The organism is Halomonas sp. 18071143, assembly GCF_019211725.1.
Taxonomy (GTDB): domain Bacteria; phylum Pseudomonadota; class Gammaproteobacteria; order Pseudomonadales; family Halomonadaceae; genus Vreelandella; species Vreelandella stevensii.
In genome coordinates this window covers 3026881-3046884 of record NZ_CP078120.1, presented here as the reverse complement: position 1 = coordinate 3046884, position 20004 = coordinate 3026881, and the positions used below count along the sequence as shown (strand labels likewise).

General features: G+C 60.2%; 17 protein-coding genes and 3 tRNA genes. 15 read left to right on the top strand and 5 right to left on the bottom strand.

From position 1 onward, the window contains the following. Positions 1-7 precede the first annotated feature (7 nt). On the top strand, positions 8-871 hold the full coding sequence (gene kdsA / locus KVY02_RS14320; protein ID WP_193460900.1) for a 3-deoxy-8-phosphooctulonate synthase: 864 nt from the start codon (positions 8-10) through the stop codon (positions 869-871). A gap of 68 nt (positions 872-939) precedes the next feature. After that, positions 940-2229 (top strand): phosphopyruvate hydratase, encoded by a 1290-nt coding sequence (eno, locus tag KVY02_RS14315; RefSeq protein ID WP_081136470.1) that lies wholly within the window; start codon positions 940-942, stop codon positions 2227-2229. Between the two features lie 473 nt (positions 2230-2702). Here eno and fdxA read toward each other — a convergent pair whose 3' ends face one another. Then, the gene (gene fdxA / locus KVY02_RS14310) at positions 2703-3026 is read right to left on the bottom strand and encodes a ferredoxin FdxA (protein WP_016914844.1); all 324 of its coding nucleotides are present in this window, start codon (positions 3024-3026) and stop codon (positions 2703-2705) included. A gap of 151 nt (positions 3027-3177) precedes the next feature. Next, on the bottom strand, positions 3178-5745 hold the full coding sequence (gene mutS, locus KVY02_RS14305; RefSeq protein WP_218313764.1) for a DNA mismatch repair protein MutS: 2568 nt from the start codon (positions 5743-5745) through the stop codon (positions 3178-3180). Positions 5746-5868: 123 nt separating this feature from the next. Here mutS and KVY02_RS14300 point away from each other — a divergent pair, with 123 nt between their 5' ends. From KVY02_RS14300 to KVY02_RS14260, 9 genes are all read left to right on the top strand, one after another. After that, on the top strand, positions 5869-6393 hold the full coding sequence (locus KVY02_RS14300) for a CinA family protein (protein WP_016914842.1): 525 nt from the start codon (positions 5869-5871) through the stop codon (positions 6391-6393). An 89-nt stretch (positions 6394-6482) separates the two neighbouring features. Further along, positions 6483-7544 carry a recombinase RecA gene (recA, locus tag KVY02_RS14295; protein ID WP_016914841.1) on the top strand — a complete coding sequence of 354 codons (1062 nt, stop codon included), beginning with the start codon at positions 6483-6485 and terminating at the stop codon, positions 7542-7544. A gap of 26 nt (positions 7545-7570) precedes the next feature. After that, entirely contained in the window at positions 7571-8044 is a 474-nt protein-coding gene (locus KVY02_RS14290) for a regulatory protein RecX (RefSeq protein WP_100731652.1), read from the top strand. A gap of 288 nt (positions 8045-8332) precedes the next feature. Then, entirely contained in the window at positions 8333-10945 is a 2613-nt protein-coding gene (alaS, locus tag KVY02_RS14285; protein WP_218313763.1) for an alanine--tRNA ligase, read from the top strand. Positions 10946-11051: 106 nt separating this feature from the next. After that, on the top strand, positions 11052-12302 hold the full coding sequence (locus KVY02_RS14280) for an aspartate kinase (RefSeq protein ID WP_016914838.1): 1251 nt from the start codon (positions 11052-11054) through the stop codon (positions 12300-12302). A 191-nt stretch (positions 12303-12493) separates the two neighbouring features. After that, on the top strand, positions 12494-12682 hold the full coding sequence (gene csrA, locus KVY02_RS14275; protein WP_016914837.1) for a carbon storage regulator CsrA: 189 nt from the start codon (positions 12494-12496) through the stop codon (positions 12680-12682). Positions 12683-12807: 125 nt separating this feature from the next. After that, positions 12808-12900, top strand: a tRNA-Ser gene (locus KVY02_RS14270). A gap of 44 nt (positions 12901-12944) precedes the next feature. After that, positions 12945-13021 (top strand) — tRNA-Arg (locus KVY02_RS14265). A gap of 67 nt (positions 13022-13088) precedes the next feature. After that, a tRNA-Arg gene (locus KVY02_RS14260) sits at positions 13089-13165 on the top strand. Positions 13166-13330: 165 nt separating this feature from the next. On the opposite strand, the gene KVY02_RS14255 is transcribed toward KVY02_RS14260, so the two are convergent. Next, positions 13331-14302, bottom strand: coding sequence for a tRNA dihydrouridine synthase (locus KVY02_RS14255; protein ID WP_237718599.1), 972 nt, complete (start codon positions 14300-14302; stop codon positions 13331-13333). 127 nt (positions 14303-14429) lie between these two features. Here KVY02_RS14255 and KVY02_RS14250 point away from each other — a divergent pair, with 127 nt between their 5' ends. The 3 genes from KVY02_RS14250 to KVY02_RS14240 all read left to right on the top strand — a co-directional run bounded on the left by KVY02_RS14250 (position 14430) and on the right by KVY02_RS14240 (position 17939). Continuing rightward, positions 14430-14687: an OadG family protein gene (locus KVY02_RS14250; RefSeq protein ID WP_081137325.1), complete on the top strand. Its 258-nt coding sequence runs from the start codon at positions 14430-14432 to the stop codon at positions 14685-14687. Between the two features lie 92 nt (positions 14688-14779). After that, complete coding sequence (gene oadA / locus KVY02_RS14245; protein WP_081137327.1) at positions 14780-16606, top strand: sodium-extruding oxaloacetate decarboxylase subunit alpha; 1827 nt, start codon at positions 14780-14782, stop codon at positions 16604-16606. A 10-nt stretch (positions 16607-16616) separates the two neighbouring features. Then, positions 16617-17939, top strand: a complete 1323-nt coding sequence (locus KVY02_RS14240; RefSeq protein ID WP_218313762.1) for a sodium ion-translocating decarboxylase subunit beta — start codon at positions 16617-16619, stop codon at positions 17937-17939. A gap of 104 nt (positions 17940-18043) precedes the next feature. On the opposite strand, the gene KVY02_RS14235 is transcribed toward KVY02_RS14240, so the two are convergent. Together KVY02_RS14235 and KVY02_RS14230 are read right to left on the bottom strand one after the other, a co-directional pair. Continuing rightward, the gene (locus KVY02_RS14235) at positions 18044-18661 is read right to left on the bottom strand and encodes an IMPACT family protein (RefSeq protein ID WP_218313761.1); all 618 of its coding nucleotides are present in this window, start codon (positions 18659-18661) and stop codon (positions 18044-18046) included. A 29-nt stretch (positions 18662-18690) separates the two neighbouring features. Continuing rightward, a complete protein-coding gene (locus KVY02_RS14230; protein ID WP_256357501.1) occupies positions 18691-19110 on the bottom strand; it encodes a LexA family protein in 420 nt (139 codons plus the stop codon). Positions 19111-19370: 260 nt separating this feature from the next. Between KVY02_RS14230 and ccmA the strand changes: the two genes are divergently transcribed. After that, a complete protein-coding gene (gene ccmA / locus KVY02_RS14225; protein ID WP_081137335.1) occupies positions 19371-19991 on the top strand; it encodes a cytochrome c biogenesis heme-transporting ATPase CcmA in 621 nt (206 codons plus the stop codon). Positions 19992-20004 lie beyond the last annotated feature (13 nt).

The window sequence follows — 20004 nt, the reverse complement described above, 5'->3', positions numbered from 1 at the left end:
GGGAAGCATGTCTTCTCAATCCCCGTTCCCAGAGCATCACATCCACGTTGCCGGCTTAACCGCCGGCAATTCTTTGCCTCTCATGCTGCTGGGTGGCATGAACGTGCTGGAGTCGGCGGAACTGGCCGATGAAGTCGCGCAGGCTTACGTGGCCGTGACGCAAAAGCTGGGCATGCCGTATGTTTTCAAGGCCAGTTTCGACAAGGCCAACCGCAGCTCGATTCACTCATATCGTGGCCCTGGGCTGGAAAAAGGGCTGCAGATCCTGGCCGATATCAAGGCGCGCTACAACGTGCCCATCATCACCGATGTGCACGAGCCCTGGCAGGCAGCGCCTGCGGCCGAGGTGGCCGATATCATCCAGCTACCGGCGTTTTTGGCACGCCAGACCGATCTGGTAGTGGCCATGGCCAAAACGGGCGCTGCCATCAACATCAAGAAGCCGCAGTTTCTGGCACCCCATGAAATGCGCCATATCCTCAGCAAGTTTCAGGAAGCGGGCAATGACCGCCTGATGCTCTGCGAGCGCGGCACCAGCTTTGGCTACAACAACCTGGTGGTGGACATGCTGGGCTTTGGCGATATGAAGCACACCGGCTATCCGGTGTTTTTCGACGTCACCCACGCCCTGCAGCGCCCCGGTGGCCGCGCCGACAGCGCCGACGGCCGCCGTGCCCAGGTGGCCGAGCTGGCCCGTGCAGGCGTGGCGGTAGGCCTGGCGGGGCTGTTCCTGGAAGCCCACCCGGACCCGGACAACGCCAAATGCGACGGCCCGTGTGCGCTGCCGCTGGACCAGTTGGAACCGTTTCTGACTCAGCTGGCGCAGTTGGATGGCCTGGTGAAGGGGTTTGACCCTTTGACCATCCGTTAATCGCTGCGGAAATTCGTGGTATACATTGGACCTAACCTCCATCAGACCGACAACCAAAGGACACTGTCATGACCAAAATTGTTGAAATCAGTGCGCTGGAAGTGCTCGATTCGCGCGGCAACCCGACCGTTCAGGCCACCGTGCGTCTGGAAAGCGGCGCCGTAGGCAGCGCCTGCGCGCCCAGCGGTGCCTCTACCGGCTCCCGCGAAGCACTCGAGCTGCGTGATGGCGACAAGGCGCGTTACCTCGGCAAAGGCGTGTTGAAAGCCGTGGACGCCGTGAATGGCAAGATCCGTGATGCGTTGTTGGGGATGGATGCACGGGACCAGCGCGGTCTGGATGACGCCATGCTGGCGCTGGACGGCACCGACAACAAGGCCACTCTGGGCGCCAACGCCATTCTGGCCGTGTCGCTGGCCGCTGCCAAAGCCGCTGCCAACGCCAAGGGCGTACCGCTTTATGCGCACATTGCCGAGCTTTACGGTCAGCCTGGCCAGTACAGCATGCCGGTACCGATGATGAACATCCTCAACGGCGGTGAGCACGCCGACAATAACGTGGATATTCAGGAGTTCATGGTGCAGCCGGTCGGTGCTGCCAACTTCCGTGAAGGCCTGCGCATGGGCGCGGAAATTTTCCACGCGCTGAAGAAAGTGTTGTCTGCCAAGGGGCTGTCTACCTCGGTAGGGGATGAGGGTGGCTTCGCGCCCAACCTGACATCCAACGCCGAGGCACTGGCCGTCATCAAGCAGGCGGTGGCCGATGCCGGTTATACCCTGGGCAGCGATGTCACCCTGGCGCTGGACTGTGCTGCCTCCGAATTCTACAAGGAAGGTCAGTACGACCTGGCCGGAGAAGGCAAGCGTTACGACTCCGCAGGGTTTGCCGACTACCTGGCGGGCCTGTGTGCGGACTACCCCATCGTCTCTATCGAAGACGGCATGGACGAATCCGATTGGGCGGGCTGGAAAGCCTTGACCGACAAGCTGGGCGACAAGGTGCAGCTGGTGGGCGATGACCTGTTCGTGACCAACACCAGGATCCTCAAGCGTGGCATCGACGAGCAGATCGGTAACTCGATCCTGATCAAGTTCAACCAGATTGGCTCGCTCTCCGAAACCCTCGATGCGATCAAGATGGCCCAGGACGCTGGCTTCACGGCGGTCATCTCTCACCGCAGTGGTGAGACCGAAGACACCACCATTGCCGACCTGGCCGTGGGCACTTGTGCAGGACAGATCAAGACCGGCTCGCTGTGTCGTTCTGACCGTGTGGCCAAATACAACCGTCTGCTGGTCATCGAAGCAGAGCTGGGGGAAGTGACCTACCCCGGTTTGAAGGCCATCAAGGGCCAATAAGCGAAAAACCAGCGATGGCGTGTAAGAGATCTCTCAAAAATTTGTAAGAGATCTCTTACAAATGCCGACGACATTCGCTCGAAACCTTGTAAGAAAAAGCGAAATTTTTCACTAATCCAACTTTAAGTGATTGTATTAATTGGATTTTGTGAAAGTAAGGCGAGCCCGGTGGGCTCGCCTTTTGCGTATTGGGTCCGCTTGAGAAGTTTCGACGTTCTGCCACAATGTATTCAGGACAAGGGGAGGCAAGGATGCTTCAGGCAGGATGCAACGGGATGTATGCAGGTGCGCCGGGTGACACAGTGATGTGAGCCTTGGCAAGGAAGTCACCTGAGGAGGTTGACCCAGGGAGTGGTCAGAGGAAGTGCTTGGAGCGGGCGGCCTACGGGCCGCCTTTTTTTTGCCTGCGCATCAGTCAGGTCCAAAAAAACCAGCGCGAACGCTGGTTCTCAGACAATACCGTGTCGCTGCGATCAGCGCTCCAGCTTTTCGAGCTTGCCAGGCTTGCCGTCCCACTCTTCTGCATCGGGCAGCGGGTCTTTCTTCTCGGCAATGTTGGGCCACACATCGGCCAGCTCGGCGTTGATCTCGATGAACTGCTCTTGCCCATCCGGTAGCTCGTCTTCCGAGAAAATGGCCTCGGCGGGGCATTCCGGCTCGCAGAGGGCGCAATCGATGCACTCATCCGGGTGGATGACCAGGAAGTTGGGGCCTTCATAGAAACAGTCGACCGGGCAAACTTCCACGCAGTCGGTGTACTTGCATTGGATGCAGTTCTCGGTAACGACAAACGTCATCTCACTATCCCTCTTGCGGGACCGGAGCGTGCTCCGGTCGTGTTTAATCGCGAATGGTTATATATTAGCCGTTTTTTATAAGCTAAATGTGGCGCCATTTTAGTAGTGCTGCCCCATGGCGGCAAGCGCCAGGCATCAATCTCACCCGTGTTTACAGCATCGAGCGCCACTGGTAGAGCAGATCCAGCGCCTCGCGGGGTGATAAGTCGTCGATGTCGGTGCCGGTCAGTGCGTCCACCACCGGATGTGGCGCGCTGGCAAACAGGTCGTTCTGCTGAGGGGCCTGGGAGCCTGACAAGGGCCGCTGCTGGGTGTCCACGTCGCGCTGTTCCAGCGTCATCAGTTTCTCCCGTGCGCGACGAATCACCGGCCCCGGTACGCCTGCCAGTTGCGCTACCTGTAGCCCGTAGCTCTGGCTGGCGGGGCCGGCTTCGATGCGGTGCATGAAGACGATGCCATCTCCGTGCTCGGTAGCCGTCAGGTGAATGTTGGCCACCCCCTCGGCCTGCTCGGGCAGCGCGGTCATTTCGAAGTAGTGCGTCGCGAACAGCGTCAGTGCACGGGCCCGGGCCAAATGTTCGGCGCTGGCCCAGGCCAGCGACAAGCCGTCGAAGGTGCTGGTGCCGCGCCCGATCTCGTCCATCAGCACCAGGCTGTGCTCGGTGGCATTGTGCAGGATATTGGCGGTTTCGGTCATTTCCACCATGAAGGTGGAGCGCCCGCCTGCCAAATCATCGGAGGAGCCGATACGGGTGAAAATACGATCGACCGGGCCAACCTCGGCGGCATCGGCAGGCACGAAACTGCCGCTGTGCGCCAGGAGGGCAATGAGGGCCGTCTGGCGCATGTAGGTCGATTTACCCCCCATGTTGGGGCCGGTGATGATCAGCATGTGTTGTTCAGGCGTCAGCATGACGTCGTTGGGTACGAACGGTTTGTCGCTGACCTGCTCCACGACCGGGTGTCGGCCCGCGGTAATGGTAATGCCCGTAGTCGCGACCAACTGTGGGCGCACCCAGTTGAGCGCCTCGGCACGTTCGGCAAAGGCGCACAGCACGTCCAGCTCGGCCAAGGCCCGCGAGGTGGCTTGCAGGGCATGCAGCTGCTCATTCAGGGTGGCCAACAGCTGGTCGTAGAGCCATTTCTCTCGAGTCAGTGCGCGTGACTTGGCGGACAGTGCCTTGTCTTCGAACTCTTTCAGCTCGGGAATGATGAAGCGTTCGGCGTTTTTCAGCGTCTGGCGACGAATGTAGTCTGCGGGCGCCTGTTGGGCCTGGGAGCGGGGCAGCTCGATGAAGTAGCCATGGACGCGGTTGTAACCCACTTTGAGGTTGGCCAGGCCGGTGCGCTCGCGTTCGCGCAGTTCGAGCTGGACCAGGTAATCGCCCGCGTTCTCGGCCATGCCCCGGTGTTCATCCAGCTCGGCATCGAAGCCATCGGCAATCACGCCGCCGTCACGAATCACCACCGGTGGGTTGTCGACCAGGGCTCGGTTCAGCGTATCGGCCAGCGTCGGGTAGGGGCGGATGTTCGGTGTCAGGCCGTCCAGAGCGCTGCCGGTATCGATATCGGCCAGCAGCGCTTCCAGGGTAGGCAGCGTGGCGAGGGCGTCACGCAGTCTTGCCAGGTCACGTGGGCGAGCGCTGTACAGGGCAACCCGGGCGAGAATCCGCTCCACGTCGCCTACATCGCTCAGCGTCTCGCGCAGGCTCATGTAAGCGGCATCGATGGAGAGCAGGGCAACGCCCGCTTGGCGTCCTTCGACGATCTCCCGTTGGCGCAGGGGGCGGTTCAACCAGCGTTTGAGCAACCGTGAGCCCATGGCGGTGGCGCAGGTATCCAGTACGCTGGCCAGGGTGTTGTCGCCGTTGCCGCCGAGGTTGATGTCGATTTCCAGATTGCGGCGACTGGCCGCGTCGATCACCACCGCGTCGTCGCGATTCTCCACGCTGATGGACGTGACATGGGGCAGCCGTGAGCGCTGGGTGTCCCGGGCATAGTCGATCAAGACGCCTGCGGCCACCAAAGCGGTAGAGAGATGCGCGCAACCAAACCCGCGCAAGTCGCTGACTTCGAACTGGTCGCACAGGCTGCGCGTGGCGCTTTCCAGGTCGAATAGCCATTCACCCTGGCGGCGCAGGCTGCGCTTTTGCGACCAGGCATCGGGCAGTGAAAGGCTTTCAGGCACCAGCAGTTCGGCAGGTGACAGGCGGGTCAGCTCGGCCAGCATTTCGGCCTCGCTCTCTACCTCCAGCACGTTGAAGCGCCCGCTGGAAAGCTCCAGCCAGGCAAGCCCCCAGCCTTCCTTGCCCGGGGCCACGGCCACCAGCACGTTGTCGCGGCGGGCATCCAGCAGCGCCTCGTCGTGCAGCGTCCCGGGGGTCACGATGCGCACCACCTGGCGCTCGACAGGGCCTTTGCTGGTGGCGGGGTCGCCAATTTGCTCGCAAATGGCCACCGACTCGCCACCCGCTACCAGCCTGGCAAGGTAGCCCTCGGCGCTGTGATAAGGCACGCCCGCCATGGGGATCGGCTTGCCGCCCGACTGGCCGCGCTGGGTCAAGGTGATATCCAGCAGCGCTGCTGCCCGTTTGGCGTCGTCAAAAAACAGTTCGTAGAAGTCCCCCATGCGGTAGAACAGCAATACCTCGGGGTGCTCGCGTTTGATTTTCAAATACTGCGCCATCATCGGCGTATGGGCGGGGCTGGCCTGTGACATGAGCGTCCTGATTGAGCGTGGCGCAGACCTGAACGGCATGCGGCATGTTCGTTGGGCAATTTCGTTGAGAAAGCTAAACGCAGTATTCTACGCTACCCTAAGGTCTTACATGAAGGAGTCACCATGGCCCCCAGTGTTTCCAGTCTCAAGAACCTCGATTTATCACTGTTGGCTCAACGACTTGGACGGCTGTGCCAGCAGTTGCATGTCGAAGTGACCACCGCCGAGTCATGCACGGGAGGTGGCATTGCCAGCGCCATTACCTCCGTGGCTGGCAGCTCGGCGTACTTCACCGCAGGCTATGTGACCTACTCCAATGCCGCCAAGACCCGCCTGCTGGGGGTCGAACCTGCCCTGCTGGAAGCCCACGGCGCGGTCAGTGAAGCGGTCGTGGGTGCCATGGTAGCGGGCGCCTGTCGTGACAGCGGTGCCGACCTGGCCGTGGCCGTCAGTGGTGTGGCCGGGCCGGAAGGCGGTAGCGAGGAGAAGCCGGTGGGCACCGTATGGCTGGCCTGGGGCGATGCCGAGAGCCAGCAGGCCGAATGCTTTCATTTTCCGGGTGACCGGCAGGCGGTGCGCGAGCAGGCGGTACGTGAAGCCCTGGCAGGGTTGGTCGCTCGGCTTTCCGCGCAGGCCACCAGGAAATAATCGTTAAAGTTGCCGCCGAGGATTTGTTTCATCGCCGATCTTTGGCATACTACTGGCTAATTATACAGCTTGTTATGAGGAATCTCTGCATGGCTCAGGAAGACAACCGCACCAAAGCGCTGAATGCGGCACTCAGTCAGATCGATCGTCAGTTCGGCAAAGGCACCGTCATGCGTCTGGGCGATGCGCCCCGTGTCGTCATGCCGTCTGTCTCCACCGGTTCGCTGGGACTGGACATTGCGCTCGGCATTGGCGGGCTGCCGTTTGGTCGTGTGGTCGAAATCTTTGGCCCAGAGTCCTCCGGTAAAACCACGCTGACCCTGTCGGTCATTGCCCAGGCGCAAAAGCAGGGCAAAGTGTGTGCCTTCGTCGACGCCGAGCACGCGCTGGACCCCAGCTACGCCGAAAAACTCGGCGTCAATCTGGACGACCTGCTGGTTTCGCAACCCGATACGGGTGAGCAGGCGCTGGAAATCACCGACATGCTGGTCCGTTCGGGCGGCGTGGACGTGATCATCATCGACTCCGTGGCGGCCCTGACGCCCCGTGCCGAGATCGAAGGCGAAATGGGCGATTCCCACGTAGGCCTGCAGGCCCGCTTGATGTCCCAGGCGCTGCGTAAAATCACCGGTAACATCAAGAACGCCAACTGTCTGGTGATTTTCATCAACCAGATCCGCATGAAGATCGGCGTGATGTTCGGCAGCCCCGAAACGACCACCGGGGGTAATGCCCTGAAGTTCTACTCCAGCGTGCGTCTGGATATCCGCCGCACGGGCTCCGTGAAGTCCGGCGACGAAGTCACGGGCAACGAAACCCGCGTCAAGGTCGTGAAGAACAAGGTGGCACCGCCGTTCCGTCAGGCCGAGTTCCAGATCCTCTACGGCAAGGGCATTTATCACGCAGGCGAGGTCGTCGACCTGGGCGTGCAGTGCAGCCTGGTGGACAAGGCGGGCGCCTGGTACAGCTACAAGGGCAGCAAGATTGGCCAGGGCAAGGCCAATGCGGCCCAGTACCTGGAAGAGCATCCTGCGATCATGGAAGAGATCGAGTCGCAAATCCGTGAGCAACTGCTGGCCAAGGTAGAGCCGAAGAAAGAAGAAGCCCCTGCAGCAGATGTGGCCGCCGAAGGCGATGACGATCTGCTTTGAACCAGGCCGTCGAGCAGGAGGCGTGAGTGTTCTCTACTAACGCCGACGCTTCGCCCAGAGAGTGGGCCATTCAGTGGCTGGCTCGGCGTGAGTACTCCCGCGCCGAGCTGGCCCGCAAGCTCGAGCAAAAGGCCTTCGATGCCGACGAGATCAGCGCCTGCCTCGATGGGTTGGCCGAGCAGGCGCTGCAGTCGGATGAGCGCTTTGCCGAAAGCTTCATCCGTTCACGCATCGCCCGCGGGCAGGGAGTGATTCGCATCAAGGGCGAGCTGCGTCAGCGCGGTGTCGACGCGCAAACCTGTGCCGCTGCGCTGGCAGTGGTAGAAGAGCGCGAAGCCGTAGACTGGTTCGAGCTGGCCCGCCAAACGCTGGAGCGACGCTTCAGCTCGCCGGGCAAGACGCCCAAGGAGCGCGCCAAGCGAGAACGTTTTCTGGCTGGGCGTGGCTTCGATTTTGAGCAAATCCGCTATGCCATCTCCTGTTTGTCGCCCTCTTCTTAACCCGTTCAGGGAGGGCATCTGCCTGCTCAGGATTGTTTATAAGCCCGCTCAGGGCTGTCTATAACCCCGCTCAGGGCTGTTTATAAGCCCGCTCAAGGCTGTTCACCACGCGGTTCCCGTCCTCTATTTATCGTGCCACCCGCCCTCTATTTATTGTGTCATTAGGGGCTCTGCCACTATCTGCGGCTTTAGTCGTTTGACAACTGCGTTATAATGGGCGTTTTGCGACCCCAGCGGGTAGCGGCGACAGCGCCCTGGGGCATCACGCTTTCTTGTCACGGATACCCTATGAAAAGCGCAGAACTCAGACAGGCCTTTCTCGATTATTTCGAACAGCAGGGGCACACCGTCGTGCCCACCGGCTCACTGGTGCCGGGCAACGACGCGACGCTGCTCTTCACCAATGCGGGCATGGTGCCCTTCAAGGACGTTTTTCTAGGCCGAGATCCGCGTCCCTACGTTCGTGCGGCATCTGCGCAGCGCTGCGTGCGTGCTGGCGGCAAGCACAACGACCTGGATAACGTTGGCTACACCGCGCGCCACCACACCTTCTTCGAAATGCTCGGCAATTTCAGCTTTGGCGACTATTTCAAGCGTGATGCCATTCGCTTTGCCTGGACGTTCCTGACCGAGCGTCTGGGGCTGCCTGCCGAAAAGCTGTGGGTCACGGTGTTCACCGAAGATGAGGAGGCCTACGCCATCTGGGCCGATGAGATTGGCGTGCCGCATGATCGCATTGCGCGCATTGGTGCCAAGGACAACTTCTGGCAGATGGGTGACACCGGCCCCTGTGGCCCGTGTTCCGAGATATTCTTCGATCACGGCCCGGAAGTCTGGGGTGGCCCGCCCGGAACGCCTGAGGAAGACGGTGACCGTTTCATCGAAATCTGGAACCTGGTCTTCATGCAGTACGACCGTTCAGCGGATGGCACGCTGCACCCGCTGCCCAAACCGTCGATCGATACCGGCATGGGGCTGGAGCGCGTGGCGGCGGTGATGCAGGGCGTTCACTCCAACTACGAGATCGACCTGTTCCAGAACCTGCTGCAAGCCGCTGCCAAGGCCACCGGGCATCCGGACACGACGACGCCCTCGCTGCGTGTGATTGCCGACCATATTCGCTCTTGCGCCTTCCTGATTGCCGACGGCGTCCTGCCTTCCAACGAAGGGCGCGGCTACGTACTGCGTCGTATCATCCGTCGCGCCATTCGTCATGGCCACAAGCTGGGCGCGGCCGAGCCGTTCTTCCACAAGCTGGTGAGTGCACTGGATGCCGAAATGGGCGACGCCTACCCCGAGCTGCGCGAGGCCAGCGAGCAGATTGCCCGCGTGCTGCTGAAAGAGGAGGAGCAGTTCGCCCGTACGCTGGATCACGGCATGGGGCTGCTGAATGCTGCGCTGGAAGAGCTGCAAGGCGACGTGCTGCCCGGTGAGACTGTGTTTAAGCTGTACGATACCTACGGTTTCCCCTTCGATTTGACCGCCGACGTGTGCCGCGAGCGGGAAGTCACCCTGGATGAAGAGGGCTTCCAGCGTGAGCTGGAGGCGCAGCGTGAACGTGCCCGCGCCGCCAGCCAGTTCGGTGCCGACTACACCGCCTCCATCGACCTGGAAGGCGAGACGCAGTTTACCGGCTACGATCAGCTGGTCGATAAGGCCACCGTGATGGCACTCGTGGATAGCGAAGGCAATGCACTGGCGGCCCTGGAAGCGGGCCAGAAGGGCACCGTGGTGCTGGATCGCACGCCGTTCTATGGCGAGTCCGGCGGCCAGGTAGGCGACACAGGCTACCTGCACGTCGACGGTGGCCGCTTCCAGGTCACCGATACCCAGAAGCAGCGCGGCCATCACCTGCATCAGGGTGTGATGGTGGAAGGCTCGCTGAGCGTGGGTGCCAGCGTGCGCGGCGAGGTGGATGCCAGCCTGCGTACTGCCACGCTGCGCAACCACTCGGCGACCCACCTGCTGCACGAAGCACTGCGCATGGTGCTGGGGGATCACGTTCAGCAGAAGGGCTCGCTGGTCAACGCCGAGCGCCTGCGCTTCGACTTCAGCCACTTCGAACCGATGACCGCTGAACAGATTGCCGAAGTGGAGCGCATCGTCAACGCCCAGATTCTGGCCAATGCGCCAACGAAAATCGAACAGATGAGCCTGGCTGAGGCCAAGGCCAAAGGCGCGGCGGCGCTGTTCGAAGCGAAATACGCCGATAACGTGCGCGTACTGACCATTGGTGCCGATGACTTCTCCATCGAACTGTGTGGCGGTACTCACGTGAGCCGCAGTGGCGACATCGGCTGCTGCCACGTGATCAGTGAAGTGGGCATCGCTTCTGGCGTGCGCCGTATCGAAGCGATTACCGGGGAAAACGCGCTAGCCTATTTCCGCGAGCAGGAGGCCCGCGTACAGCGCTTGGGCGAGCGTCTGAAAACCAAGCCCGAGCAGGTGGAAGCACGCGTGGAATCGCTGGTCGAGCGCAACCGCAGCCTGGAGAAAGAACTGGAGCAGCTGAAGGCCAAGCTGGCCAGCGCGGCAGGTAGCGACATGCTCAGCCAGGTGCAGGAAGTGGCGGGTGTGAAGCTGCTGGTCACCCAGCTCGAAGGCGTCTCTGGCAAGGACCTGCGCGGCGTGTTGGATCAGCTCAAGAACAAGCTTGGCTCGGGCGTCATCATGCTGGGCGTAGCCGATGCCGATGCTGGCAAGGTCAGTCTTATTGCAGGTGTCACGGCTGATCTGACCGGCCGTGTGAAGGCTGGCGAGCTGGTCAACCATGTGGCATCGCAGGTTGGCGGCAAAGGAGGCGGTCGCGCCGACATGGCTCAGGCGGGTGGTAGCCAGCCCGATGCGCTGCCCGGAGCGTTGAATAGCGTTCCGGCCTGGTTGGAAAACACGCTTAGCTAAATGAGAAGGCCGGTGGCATTATTTGCTACCGGCCTTTTTGTACGTCAGGAAAATTGGCAATAACAACATTCACCCTCCATTCCCGAACGTAAAGGAAAAACGGCATATGGCACTATACGTACAGAAGTTCGGCGGCACTTCGGTGGGCTCTGTCGACCGTATCAAAGCCGTGGCGGAAAAGGTCAAAGGCTTTCGTGATCAGGGGCACCAGGTCGTCGTCGTCGTCTCTGCGATGAGTGGCGAAACCAACCGCCTGACCGATATGGCGCATGCCCTGAACGAAGACCCCGCCCCGCGTGAAATGGATATGCTGCTCTCGACAGGCGAGCAGGTCACCATCTCTCTGCTGGCTATGGCGCTGCAGCACATTGGCGTCTCGGCAACCTCGCACACCGGCGCACAGGTAGGCATTCATACCGATAGCGCGTATACCAAAGCGCGTATCCAGCGTATCGAAACCGACGATCTGAAAGCCGATCTGGACGCTGGCAAGGTCGTGGTGGTCGCCGGTTTCCAGGGGGTGGACGAAAACGGCAACATCACCACGCTGGGGCGTGGCGGCTCGGACACCACTGGCGTGGCGCTGGCAGCGGCCCTGGGGGCTGATGAGTGCCAGATCTATACTGATGTGGACGGTGTTTACACCACCGACCCGCGTGTCTGCTCCAAGGCTCAGCGCCTGGAGAGCATCACGGTAGAGGAAATGCTGGAACTGGCCAGCCTGGGCTCCAAAGTGCTGCAGATTCGCGCGGTGGAATTCGCTGGCAAGTACAACGTACCGCTGCGGGTTCTGTCGAGCTTTGAAGATGGCCCTGGCACCCTGATTGTTGCAGACTCTGACCAAGACGAGGACTCTATGGAAGAACCGCTAATCTCCGGTATCGCGTTTACCAAGAACGAAGCCAAGCTGACGCTGCTGAATACCCCCGATGTGCCGGGCGTTGCCTCGCGTATTTTAGGTCCGATTGCCGACGCCAACATTGAAGTGGACATGATTGTCCAAAATGTAGCACCGGCAGGTGATTACACCGATTTCACCTTCACGGTGGCAAAAGGTGACTACAAGGCCACCAAGAAGCTGCTGGAAGAGACCGTCATTCCCGATCTGGGCGGCGGTGAACTGCGCGGCGACGACAACATTGCCAAAGTGTCGCTGGTAGGTGTCGGTATGCGTTCACATGCCGGCGTAGCATCGAAGATGTTTCGCGTGCTGGCCGAAGAGAACGTGAATATTCGTATGGTATCGACGTCTGAAATCAAGATTTCCGTGGTGATCGACGAAAAACACATGGAACTTGCGGTCAATGCCTTGCACAAGGCATTTGGCTTGGATAAGGCCGATAGCGAATCTGAATAACACTTGTCCCTCAAACCTTCTACGCTGAGGGTACTCGCTGCCGTGTGGTGGTGGGCTTCCATTCAACGGGAGGTTAAGGTGTCATAGGGTTAAAGCCATTGGTAGCAGGGGTCACCATGCCGCATAATGGCGTGGTGGCGCTACCGGCGGACACATCCCGTTGTATCAAACGTCTGAGAAGGAGATCAGCCATGCTCATCCTAACCCGCCGCGTTGGCGAAACGCTGATGATCGGTGATGAAGTCACCGTCACAGTGTTAGGTGTGAAAGGTAATCAAGTGCGCATTGGTGTCAACGCACCAAAAGATGTCGCGGTACACCGTGAAGAGATCTATCAGCGCATTCAGCGTGAACGCAATAGCGAAAGCGAAGTGGAATAAATGGCCACCAGTGTTGTGCTCAAAAAGGGCGCTGTAGCGGTAACTATCAGGGCGGCGTGAAAAAAAATCGGCACAGGGGTGGACACCAGTCCCCATAATCGGTAACATTCGCGCCGTGCTGTTGAGGAGAGGTGGCCGAGTGGCTGAAGGCGCTCCCCTGCTAAGGGAGTATAGGGTTTATAGCCCTATCGAGGGTTCGAATCCCTCTCTCTCCGCCAACCGCACCATGTAACATCGTTAGACACGTAGCATCGTTAGCTATGCGCCCGTAGCTCAGCTGGATAGAGTACCTGACTACGAATCAGGTGGTCGGAGGTTCGAATCCTCCCGGGCGCGCCAAGTTGCAAACGTAAGGTTTTGATGTTACAGTGGATTCATTGCTTTTCGAGAAAAGCATGACTGTCAAGCGCCCGTAGCTCAGCTGGATAGAGTACCTGACTACGAATCAGGTGGTCGGAGGTTCGAATCCTCCCGGGCGCGCCAGATTTCAAAACCCGCTCTCTTATTAGAGAGCGGGTTTTCTGCTTCTAGCCTGACCAACGTAGCTCGCACGTTGCTCTTGCGATCGTGTAAAGCGCCCCCGCATCTTGCGGAAGGGCGCTTTTTTTTGGTTCGTAAGCGTTGGGGTCTGAGTCAGAGGGCGAAGCGTTACGGCACCAGGTTGTCGAGCAGTATGTCCAGGTCCGTGACCCGCTTCAGGCGCTGAAAGTGCTGCTCGGCTTCGCCATTGCCCTGACGCATCTGCGCCAGCCACTGTTTCACCAGAGAAACCACGACGCGATCGGGTAGCTGTTGGCGTTGATGCTCGGCGTACTCTTGTAGCACGCTGGCACGCATTGCCCAGGTGGTATCCGGCAGCCGCTCGCCGGTTTCCTGCCAGTGGCGAATGCGGGGTGCCAGCCAAGGGTCAGCCAGGGCGCTGCGGCCCAGCATGACGTCATGGCAGCCCGACAGCGTGCGCGCCTTCCAGTAGTCTTCCAGCGTCCAGATATCGCCGTTGGCCACCACGGGGATGTCCACGTGGTGACGAACTCTGCCGATCCACTCCCAGTGCGCGGGCGGGCGGTAGCCCTCGTCTCGGGTTCGTCCATGCACCACCAGCCGTGCGGCGCCGCCTGCCTGGGTCGCCTGGGCGCAGGTTACCGCCATGCGTCGATTGGCGAAGCCCAGACGTATCTTGGCGGTGACCGGAATCTCGCCGGCCAGGGCATCAGCAACCGCCCTGACAGCCTGGTAGACACGCTCGGGCTGGCGCAGCAAGGAGGCGCCGCCGTCGTGACGGTTGACCAGCTTGGCCGGGCAGCCAAAGTTGAGGTCGACGCTGATGGCGCCCAGTGCAAGCGCCTGACGAGCATTCTCGGCCAGCGCGCTGGGGTCGGAGCCGAGTAGCTGCAGGTGCACCGGGATGCCGCTGGGAGTAGCCACAGGGCGCTGTTGGAGCTCAGGGCAGTGCTTGTAAAACACCCTGGGGGGAAGGCGGGTATCCACCACCCGCACGAACTCTGTCACCGTCCAGTCGAAACCGGGCTGGCGGGTGAGCAGGTCGCGGGTGAGTGCGTCGATGACCCCTTCCATTGGCGCAAGGCCAATCTTGCCTTTATGTAGTAAATTAACAACCATGACTTCCACTATGGCGCGATTGCATTCTATGCTGGATGTGGCAGGTTAGTGTATTACCCTTACTCCGCCAAGCGCCGCTGGAGGCGTTTGGTGTGCCAACCACCTTACACAACAAGGAGAGCGCGCTATGCAAGGGTCGGAGTTGCTCCAGGAGGGGCTCGCCCTGATGGGGCTTGGTATGGGGTTTGTTTTTGTTTTTCTTACGGTTTTGGTGATCAGTGTCACGCTGATGTCGAAGCTGGTTGGGCGTTTTCAGCCCGCACCGGTGGCACCGGCTGCCAAGCGGAAAGGCCGTCAGACCGCTGCTCAGGCAGGCCTTGACGATGAGGTGGTGGCCGTGATCAGTGCTGCAGTGCACCGTTATCGGGCTGCGCATCGCCGTTAACGGCGGAATGGATAACGAATACACTCCCTCTTCAAGAATGAATTTTGCTAAATTTACTACAAGTCAATAAAGCTAAACGGTGAGTCACGACCATGAACGATGTAAAACGTCCGCTAGGAATCACTGATGTTGTGTTGCGCGATGCCCACCAGTCGCTATTCGCGACCCGGCTGCGGCTCGACGACATGCTGCCTATCGCCGAAAAGCTCGATAAGGTCGGGTACTGGTCGCTGGAGACCTGGGGCGGCGCCACCTTCGATGCCTGTATTCGTTATCTGGGTGAAGACCCTTGGGAGCGCATTCGTGCCCTGAAAGAGGCAATGCCCAACACGCCGCAGGCAATGTTGCTGCGCGGGCAGAACCTGCTGGGCTACCGTCACTATGCCGACGATGTAGTCGACAAGTTCGTCGAGCGTGCCAAAACCAACGGCGTGGATGTATTCCGCGTGTTCGACGCCATGAATGACCCGCGCAATCTGGAGCGTGCCATCAAGGCGGTGCGCGCTGTGGGTGGTCATGCCCAGGGGACCATTTCCTATACCGTCAGTCCGGTACATACCCTGGATAGCTGGGTAGATCTTGCGAAAACCATTGCCAACATGGGCGCGGACTCTCTGGCTATCAAGGATATGGCGGGGCTGCTGACGCCCTACACGGCGTTCGAGCTGGTGACGCGTCTGAAGAAAGAGCTTTCCATTCCTGTTCACCTGCACTGCCACGCGACGACAGGGCTCTCGACATCCACCATTTTGAAGGCTGTGGAAGCCGGGATCGATAACGTGGACACGGCTATCTCCTCGATGTCGATGACCTATGGGCACAGCCCTACTGAATCCGTGGTGGCAATGCTCAAGGATACAGACCGTGACACGGGGCTGGACCTGGAGTTGCTGGAGGACATCGCCGGTTATTTCCGTGAGGTACGCAAAAAGTATGCGGCGTTCGAGGGCTCGCTGCGGGGGATCGACTCACGCATTCTGGTGGCGCAGGTGCCGGGCGGCATGCTGACCAACATGGAGAGCCAGCTGAAAGAGCAGGGTGCTGGCGACAAGCTCGATGACGTGCTGAGTGAAATTCCGCGTGTGCGTGAAGACCTGGGATTCATCCCGCTGGTAACGCCGACCTCGCAGATCGTGGGCACCCAGGCTGTGATGAACGTCATGATGGGCGAGCGCTACAAGTCGATTTCCAAGGAGGTCCAGGCGCTGTTGAAAGGTGAATACGGCTCAGCGCCTGCCCCCTTCAATGTGGAGCTGCAAAAGCGCGTGCTGGAAGGTGGCGAGCCGATCACTTGCCGCCCTGCGGACAACCTGTCACCGGAAATGGAGCGCCTGGCCTCGGAACTGAAAGAGAAAGCCAGTGCCGACAAGCTGCGCCTGGCAGAAGGCGAGCGGCAGGTGGATGACGTGCTGACCTACGCGCTCTTCCCGCAGATTGGCCTGAAGTTCCTCAAGAACCGTGACAACAAGGAAGCCTTCGAGCCCGCGCCACAAGCAGCAACAAACGCGGCCGTGCCTGCCAAGGCAGAACCGGCGGTACCTGCCACCGTGGTCAACAGCGGCCCGGAAACCTATACCGTCAAGCTCAACGGCAAGGCCTATGTGGTCGAGGTGGCCCAGGGCGGCGATATTGGCGAGATCAAGGAGCAGGCTGCCGCCAGTGGAGGCGCTAGTGCTGGAGCGGGTGCGGCAGAAAGCGCTGGAGGAAGCGGTGAAAGTATCGATGCGCCGCTGGCAGGCAACATCTTCAAGGTCAACGTACGCCCTGGCGATCAGGTGGCCGAGGGCGATGTGGTGATCATTCTCGAAGCCATGAAGATGGAGACCGAGGTGCGTGCCAGCAGCTCCGGAACGGTGTCCAAAGTCAATGTCAGCGAGGGCGATAGCGTCGCCGTTGGCGATGCGCTGATCGAGCTTTAAGGGCACCGGCATGGAAAAACTAATCACCTTATGGGAAGGCTCCGGGCTTTATAACCTGCAGCCTGGCCAGGCGGTCATGGTACTGGTAGGGCTGGGTCTTCTTTACCTGGCGATCTACAAGAAGTTCGAGCCTTTGCTGCTGGTACCCATCGGCTTTGGCGGCATTCTGGCCAATATCCCGGAAGCGGGATTGGCCATTTCAGCGCTCGATCAAGCCATCGAAGTGGCCAGGCCCGCCGTGCTACAGCAGATGGCGGCTGCACTGGGCGTCACGCTGGACCCGTTGTCAGGTGTCGAGGGGTGGCGCGAAGTGCTGAAAGCCGTCGCTCACGACACGGCAGCCTACGACCAGCTACGCGCCGCCAAGGACATTGCCTTGGGGGCAGGCTACAGCGATGGTGTGCTGTATAGCTTCTATAGCGTTGCCATTGCCTCGGGTATTGCGCCGCTGCTCATTTTCATGGGCGTGGGGGCCATGACCGATTTTGGTCCCCTGCTGGCCAATCCGCGTACGCTGTTTTTGGGCGCGGCGGCCCAGTTCGGGATTTTTGCTACGCTGTTTGGGGCGGTGCTGCTCTCCTCGCTGGGCGTCATGGACTTTTCGCTCAATCAGGCGGCCGCCATCGGCATCATCGGCGGGGCGGACGGGCCGACGTCGATCTATGTGTCCAGCATGTTGGCGCCAGAACTGCTGGGTGCCATTGCCGTGGCGGCCTATGCCTACATGGCACTGGTGCCGCTCATCCAGCCACCCATCATGCGGCTGTTGACCACCGAAAAAGAGCGCAAGATTGCCATGACGCAACTGCGTCCGGTCTCCAAGCTGGAGAAGGTGATCTTCCCGCTGATGCTGCTGATTGCCGTGGCGCTGTTCCTGCCTGACGCTGCGCCACTGCTGGGCATGTTCTGCTTTGGTAACCTGATGCGTGAGTGTGGCGTGGTGGAGCGACTGTCGGATACTGCGCAGAATGCGCTGATCAATATCGTGACCATCATTCTCGGCCTGTCCGTGGGTTCCAAGCTCATGGCCGAGAGCTTCTTGAGCTTCGAAACGCTGGGCATTCTAGGGCTGGGCATGGTTGCCTTCGCTATCGGCACGGCAGCAGGCGTGTTGATGGCAAAGCTCATGAACATGGTCAGCAGGATGCCCATCAACCCGTTGATTGGGGCAGCAGGGGTGTCGGCGGTGCCGATGGCCGCACGGGTCGCCAACAAGGTAGGCCTGGAGGCAAATCCGCATAACTTCCTGCTGATGCACGCCATGGGGCCGAACGTGGCCGGGGTGATTGGCTCGGCGGTGGCCGCCGGGGTCATGATCAAGTACCTGGGATAGAGCTGGTACTTATAGATAGAACGGGTACTTGGCGATAGAACTGGGCTGAACCCGAGTCTGAGCTGTGTCACGGCTTGCCGAGCCTTCATAGGCAGGCCGTGAACTTACAGTGCTTCGAATGCCACGGCCGTTTTCAGGCGATTCTCCAGACCGCTGATATCCAGCGCCACGTCGCTGGGCCAGCCGATGGTCAGGCACACGCCATGCCCATCGTACTCAGCCTGTTCCACAGGCAGTTCCTGCTCTTCACACCAGGCTCGGGCCTGCGCTTCATGGGCGAAGCCTACACGTAACCGGTAGCTGTCGCGCTCGATCACCTCCCGGGTAGGCAGTGTTTCCAGCGCCGCGTTGACGGCCTGGGCGTAGGCTCTGGCCAACCCACCGGTGCCCAGCTTGGTACCGCCAAAGTAGCGAATGACCACGCAACCCACTTCCCCTAGCTGGCTACCTTGCAGCGCCTGAAACATGGGGCGACCCGCCGTGCCGCCGGGCTCGCCGTCATCCGAAAAGCCAATGCGGGTCTGCTCCCCCGGTGGGCCAGCGATAAAGGCGGTGCAGTGGTGGCTGGCATTGGGGTGGGCGATTTTGGCGGCCTGGAGCAGGGCATCGAAGGCGCTGGTGCTGGGGGCATGGCATAGCCAGGTCAGAAACTGACTTTTCTCTACTTCAATCTCGGTAGAGTGCCACGCCTCGGGGGCGATGTCAGGAATGTGGTAACGCAAACAGAGCTCCTCGCCAACATAAGGACGAATCAGTGATGCCGAGTCTGCCGGGTGTGGTGCGCCACGCCCATGACCATGCCCAGCACCTGGATATCACCATTATGCAGGAATAGCGCGGGCATTGCTGCATCTTCCGGGCACAAGTGAACCCCCAGGCGAGTAATGGATAAATGCTTCAAGGGAAACTGGTGGTCGTTGATGGTCAGGGTGGCCGTTTCCTGCTGGGTGTCGTGCTGATGGCGATGAATGATGAGCAGATCACCGTCGAAGAGCTGGCTGGCCTGCAAGCGGTCGCCGCGAATGCGTAGGGCATAGGTGTTGTGCCGGGTCACTTGACCGTCCTGGTTTACCTGGCGGTGGGGAGAGGCAAGGCGCTGACGCACGTTAGACGGTGGCAGCGGTTGAGAAGGTACGTGAGACGTTATCTGGGGGGCGAGGCAGATCGTCATTGTGTGTTCTCCCATGCAGCGCCTGTGCCAAGGCGGTCGAGTGAGCGAATGGATAGGCGTGGCTGAAGAGGTGTCTATCCATACAGTGGTTACAGTATAATCCTGTTTTTGCATACAGTGCTAGTACTGTTTGAAGCGTGGGTTTTGTGGCGAGGGCTTGAGCTGTGTCATGCTGCGACCCCAGGCCGCAGAGCGTGACTGGCGAGAAAGCGCCTTTCCGTGTAGAGTTCGACCCAAAATTAATGCGTCTGGAGAGTCTCTTGAGCCTGTGCCTGCAAGCCCGACAACTGGCCTGTGAACGCGATGATCGTTGGCTATTTGAAGGACTTGACCTCGACATCAAGGGCGGCGAGATCGTCCGTATCGAAGGCCCCAACGGCAGTGGTAAAACCACGTTGTTGAAGATCCTCTCCGGCCAACTGACCGACTACCGTGGCGAGCTATTCTGGAACGGTGCCCCCATGCACCAGACCCGTGAACATTTTCTCGCAAACCTACTCTATCTAGGGCACGCCCCCGGCGTTAAAGCGGGCCTCACGCCATTGGAAAATTTGGCGTGGTATCAAGCGCTCAATGGCGAAAAGGGCAGCGATCAACAGCGTGAGCAAGCGCTGTTCGAGGTTGGTCTGGCGGGCTTTGAAGATGTCCCGGCAGGACAGCTTTCCGCTGGTCAGCAGCGGCGTATTGCCCTGGCCAGGCTGACGCTGACGCCGCGCGCGCTATGGGTCCTGGATGAGCCTTTCACGGCGATTGACCGCCACGGTGTCATGGCGTTGGAAGCGCAGCTGGTCGCACATGCTCAGTCTGGCGGCTGTGTTCTGGTGACGACCCACCATGCACTGACCGAATCATCGGTGCTGAGACGTATTCAGCTGGGGTAAAAAGGAGTCAGCG

Coding starts and splice junctions, on each gene's coding strand:
- kdsA (WP_193460900.1), top strand. CDS start 8: ATGTCTTCTCAATCCCCGTTCCCAGAGCATCACATCCACGTTGCCGGC.
- eno (WP_081136470.1), top strand. CDS start 940: ATGACCAAAATTGTTGAAATCAGTGCGCTGGAAGTGCTCGATTCGCGC.
- fdxA (WP_016914844.1), bottom strand. CDS start 3,026: ATGACGTTTGTCGTTACCGAGAACTGCATCCAATGCAAGTACACCGAC.
- mutS (WP_218313764.1), bottom strand. CDS start 5,745: ATGTCACAGGCCAGCCCCGCCCATACGCCGATGATGGCGCAGTATTTG.
- KVY02_RS14300 (WP_016914842.1), top strand. CDS start 5,869: ATGGCCCCCAGTGTTTCCAGTCTCAAGAACCTCGATTTATCACTGTTG.
- recA (WP_016914841.1), top strand. CDS start 6,483: ATGGCTCAGGAAGACAACCGCACCAAAGCGCTGAATGCGGCACTCAGT.
- alaS (WP_218313763.1), top strand. CDS start 8,333: ATGAAAAGCGCAGAACTCAGACAGGCCTTTCTCGATTATTTCGAACAG.
- KVY02_RS14280 (WP_016914838.1), top strand. CDS start 11,052: ATGGCACTATACGTACAGAAGTTCGGCGGCACTTCGGTGGGCTCTGTC.
- csrA (WP_016914837.1), top strand. CDS start 12,494: ATGCTCATCCTAACCCGCCGCGTTGGCGAAACGCTGATGATCGGTGAT.
- KVY02_RS14255 (WP_237718599.1), bottom strand. CDS start 14,302: ATGGTTGTTAATTTACTACATAAAGGCAAGATTGGCCTTGCGCCAATG.
- KVY02_RS14250 (WP_081137325.1), top strand. CDS start 14,430: ATGCAAGGGTCGGAGTTGCTCCAGGAGGGGCTCGCCCTGATGGGGCTT.
- oadA (WP_081137327.1), top strand. CDS start 14,780: ATGAACGATGTAAAACGTCCGCTAGGAATCACTGATGTTGTGTTGCGC.
- KVY02_RS14240 (WP_218313762.1), top strand. CDS start 16,617: ATGGAAAAACTAATCACCTTATGGGAAGGCTCCGGGCTTTATAACCTG.
- KVY02_RS14230 (WP_256357501.1), bottom strand. CDS start 19,110: ATGACGATCTGCCTCGCCCCCCAGATAACGTCTCACGTACCTTCTCAA.